3 protein-coding genes are annotated in these 3,964 nt (G+C 39.5%); 2 read left to right on the top strand and 1 reads right to left on the bottom strand.

Going from position 1 to position 3,964, the window contains the following annotated elements; translation table 11 throughout:
• Nucleotides 1–413: 413 nt before the first annotated feature.
• The gene (locus FTV43_RS14670; protein ID WP_178867890.1) at nucleotides 414–893 is read right to left on the bottom strand and encodes a hypothetical protein; all 480 of its coding nucleotides are present in this window, start codon (nucleotides 891–893) and stop codon (nucleotides 414–416) included.
• A gap of 220 nt (nucleotides 894–1,113) precedes the next feature.
• On the opposite strand from FTV43_RS14670, the gene FTV43_RS14675 reads away from it, so the two are divergent.
• Nucleotides 1,114–2,187, top strand: a complete 1,074-nt coding sequence (locus FTV43_RS14675; RefSeq protein WP_179995773.1) for an alpha/beta hydrolase — start codon at nucleotides 1,114–1,116, stop codon at nucleotides 2,185–2,187.
• Nucleotides 2,188–2,994: 807 nt separating this feature from the next.
• Complete coding sequence (locus FTV43_RS14680; RefSeq protein ID WP_179995774.1) at nucleotides 2,995–3,564, top strand: peptidylprolyl isomerase; 570 nt, start codon at nucleotides 2,995–2,997, stop codon at nucleotides 3,562–3,564.
• Nucleotides 3,565–3,964 lie beyond the last annotated feature (400 nt).

Genomic DNA, 3,964 nt, shown 5'->3' on the forward strand with positions numbered 1-3,964 from the left:
CTCCAGTCAGTGCTTGTCCTGACTGGAGTTGTTTTAAGGCTGTTTCAAAATCAAATGTAGTTGCCATAATGCATCATTCCTGTTTTTAACAGTTTAAGGAAATGACACAGTTTTTTGAACACTACCCGGAGATAGCTAAAAACACTGTTTTATCAACAGGATTCGACTGGGTGTTTGTTCACTATATTGTGCATGCGTATGATTAGAGTTTTTAAGTTTTGGTTGATTAATCGCTAAAACAACTTAATCGAGAGTAATTATATATTTTACACAAAACCTAACACTGCTTATTCTTTGCGCATAGATGCTATATCGCTGTAGTTTCTTGTGTATTGCTAAATGTGTTTTCGGGGCTTATCTAACTTCTGAATAAGCCCTTTTTTTACCTCATTTGTTTTGCTTTGCTGTAAGACTCAATCACGATCACGTCGTTGTTCACGGTCTTTACGGTTTTCCTGCCAGCGCTTTTGTTGTGCATCACGTTGTTGTTGCCAGCGTTTACGTGCTTCCTCACGCTTTTTTTGTTCAGCTTCAATTTGCTGCTTACGCTTTTGCTCTAGCTGTTTACGCTGCTGTTCCGATAAGCGTTTGCGTTGCTCTGCTAAGCGTTGTCGCTCTTGTTCATAGCGTTGTTGCTGTAATTGCTGTTGTCGTTTTTGTTCCCATTCACGACGTTCTAGTTCACGTTTACGACGCTCTAACTCAACCCGATTTTTACCTTGTTGATATTCCCAACGCTGCCGATCATTGTCATACCGTCGATGATCATCATCATAGCGACGGTCATAGCGTGGCTCATATCGTCCATCGTAGTAACCTTCGTCAGGCACGACCACGCAACCTACGGCTAAAATGGCAGTTGCGCACGAAAGTAAGATCAATTTTTTTGTCATGCTCTGCCTCCTGAGCCGATGAGGTAAATTTGTCTGAAACATCAATCATAGACCGCAATAGTGTCAATGACAGCGTCATAAAAGCAGGGTAGCGTATAGGTAATTTGAATGTGTATAACGATTGAAGCACTTGTATAACAAAATGGTCACTGTGCTGTTGATCATGAAGAAATTATGAAGCGTTTAGGCAAATCATGCAGACATATAAAAAGGAACAGGCATGCAAATTTTGAATACTTCTCTTAAAAATAAATTGCACAAAGGACAAGGTGCTGCTGCACGTGCATTAAATAAGTTACCAAGTCGAGTACATCATACTTTGGCTCAAGCTTTGGGTTATCCGCATCATTATCCAGACCTTGATCCATTTATTAAATGCATGATGGCAGCACAATTAAAACAAGGGAAAATTGGTTTTATTGGTGCTGACCCTGTACAGTCTAGACAGGCATTTGATCGACAAATGCAATCTATTCTGAGCACTCCAACTGCGGTCAAACGAGTTGAAGAAATCCGTTTAAACTTAGCCAGTGGCAATATCGCAGCGCGTTATTATCATCCTGCACCACATAAAAAATTGCCTTTAATCGTGTTTTATCATGGTGGTGGTTTTGTGGTGGGTGGTTTAGACAGTCATGACGAATTTTGCCGCTTAATGGCGGTACATGCCCATGCACAAGTATTGAGTGTGGAATATCCACTCGCGCCTGAAGCCAGCCCACAGCAGATTATTCAAGTCTGTGAAGATGCTTTAGCATGGGCATATCAACATCGTCGCGAAATGAAAATTTTAAAAAATCGCATAGCGGTGGCAGGCGATAGTGCAGGTGGCAATATTGCTGCGGTAGTTGCACAGCGTAGTGCTCAATCAGCTTATGCACCTAACGCCCAATTTTTAATTTATCCAGCCTTAGACTTTAAGAGCCGCCATCCTTCATTCTTTGCTTATAAAGATGGTTTGGTACTGACAGGTCAAGATATTGATTTTGTCACCCAGCACTATGTCACGGAGCATCAGGTCGCTTTGGATGATCCGATTATTTCTCCGACTTTTGGGAAGTTGAAAAAACTGGCACCTGCCTTTGTGGTCACAGCAGGACATGATGTTTTGCATGATGAAGCTGAAATTTATGCGCATAAATTGCGTCAAAATCAGGTGACGGTTAAATATGTAGAATATTTAGATCAAACACATGGTTTTATTAGTATGACCTTTGTGTCGCGTCGTGCCAAAAAAATCAGCATTGAATTGTGCAAAAATTTTAGAAAATTTTGGGATCGACCACGGTGCTAAACCTTGGGATGTATTTACTCATCTGTTTCACGTGGAACAATTAAACGAGAGTGACGATTTTTGCTTCGAGAAAAGTCAGTTCGAACTCGGGCACGTAAAACCATTGATGAGGCGTGCCTGATTAAAATCAGGAAAAAATTTGGGGTCGATTGCCAAGACGTGTGTTTGAGTGGGATTAATCTGCCGCGAAAAGAAAGATTAAATTGATAAGATTTCCCTTGCCATATTTGCTGAATTTTTAAAAGCGCAGCAGGGATGTAACGACTATTAATATCAAAGCTGTGTTGCTTGTTACATTTTTCAAGTTGAATGGCGAGTTGTAAATCTACGTGTAGTATTTTGCAACTCATCTGTCGATCTTGAATATCCCAATCAAAGCTTACCAGTTTTTTTAAATGTCCTAAGGCTGTTGTTTTGTTGCACAGAAGACTCGGTTGAAACGAAAATTTTAGGAATAGTAGATAAACGACGCTGCGTAAATAAAGGATGATTTTACAATCAGCAGCTCACCATAAGCACCAATCGGGCAAGCGTGATAACGCACCCACATGACTTGAACAAGATGACCTAAAGAAAGAATCTGCCAAGCCAAAAAACAGAGCTTGTTTTAAAATTGTGGGCTGAGCCAATAATTTAAAATATAAGCTTCACCTTGAAGTTGCCAAGGTGCTGGACACAGTCGGATCTGATCTGAATTATTTTTATACATAAGTTTTCCAGCGTGATAAAAAATAACCACTGATTTATTCGCATAATCTTATTAATATAGAGGTAATGCAAATACAACACAGATGGATTGGTCAGCAAATGTTAAAACAAAGTATGTTTACCATGGCCGCAATGCTTATCAGCTTCAATACGATGGCAGCCAACACCGTGGTAGAAATGACAACTAGCATGGGCAATATTGAAATCGAACTGTTTAATGATAAAGCCCCAATTTCTGCAAAGAACTTTGAAAACTATGCTAAGTCAAACTTCTATAACGGTACGATCTTCCATCGTGTCATCCCGGGCTTTATGGTGCAAGGTGGTGGTATGGATGCCAATATGCAAGAAAAGCCAACCAAAGCTACCATTCGTAATGAATCAAGCAATGGTTTGAAAAATACCCGTGGTACCTTGGCGATGGCACGTATGAATCATCCTGATTCTGCCAGCAGCCAATTCTTTATTAATGTGGTAGATAACGATTTCTTAAATCGAAGTCCACGTAACGCAGGTTATGCGGTATTTGGTCAAGTCACTAAAGGGATGGATGTTGTCGATAAAATTGTGAAAGTACCCACTGGAAACTATGGCATGCATCAGAATGTACCGAAACAAGCGGTAAAAATACTCAGTGTGAAAGTAAAAGAGGCTACCTCTACAAAATAGGCGGATTTAGATTGCAAAAATATGAAAAACATATTTTTAATTTAAAATTATAGGGTTAGTGCGAGTTTTGTGTATTTTTGAACTAAAATGGTGCGTAAAAATCCAACACTCGTGAAAACAAGCAGTTAAAAGCACTTGCACGTGTAGGAAATTGCCCTATAATGCACTCATCCCGACGCGAAACAACCTACGAACTTAGCTTACAGGGTTAAGTTGTTATAAGTGTTTTGCGTTAAAATTTCTGCTGACGAGGCAGAAATTGAGATCATTAAAAGATTATGAAGAACAACTTGTGTGGATTTTTACTGATTGATTGATCGAAAATATTTCATTGATTGATTGGTTTAAATTACTCGAAGTTTATTTGAGCGAAATTTAAGTCAGGAAATTGATGAGCCAG

This window comes from Acinetobacter sp. YH16053 (assembly GCF_013417035.1).
Lineage (GTDB): Bacteria > Pseudomonadota > Gammaproteobacteria > Pseudomonadales > Moraxellaceae > Acinetobacter > Acinetobacter towneri.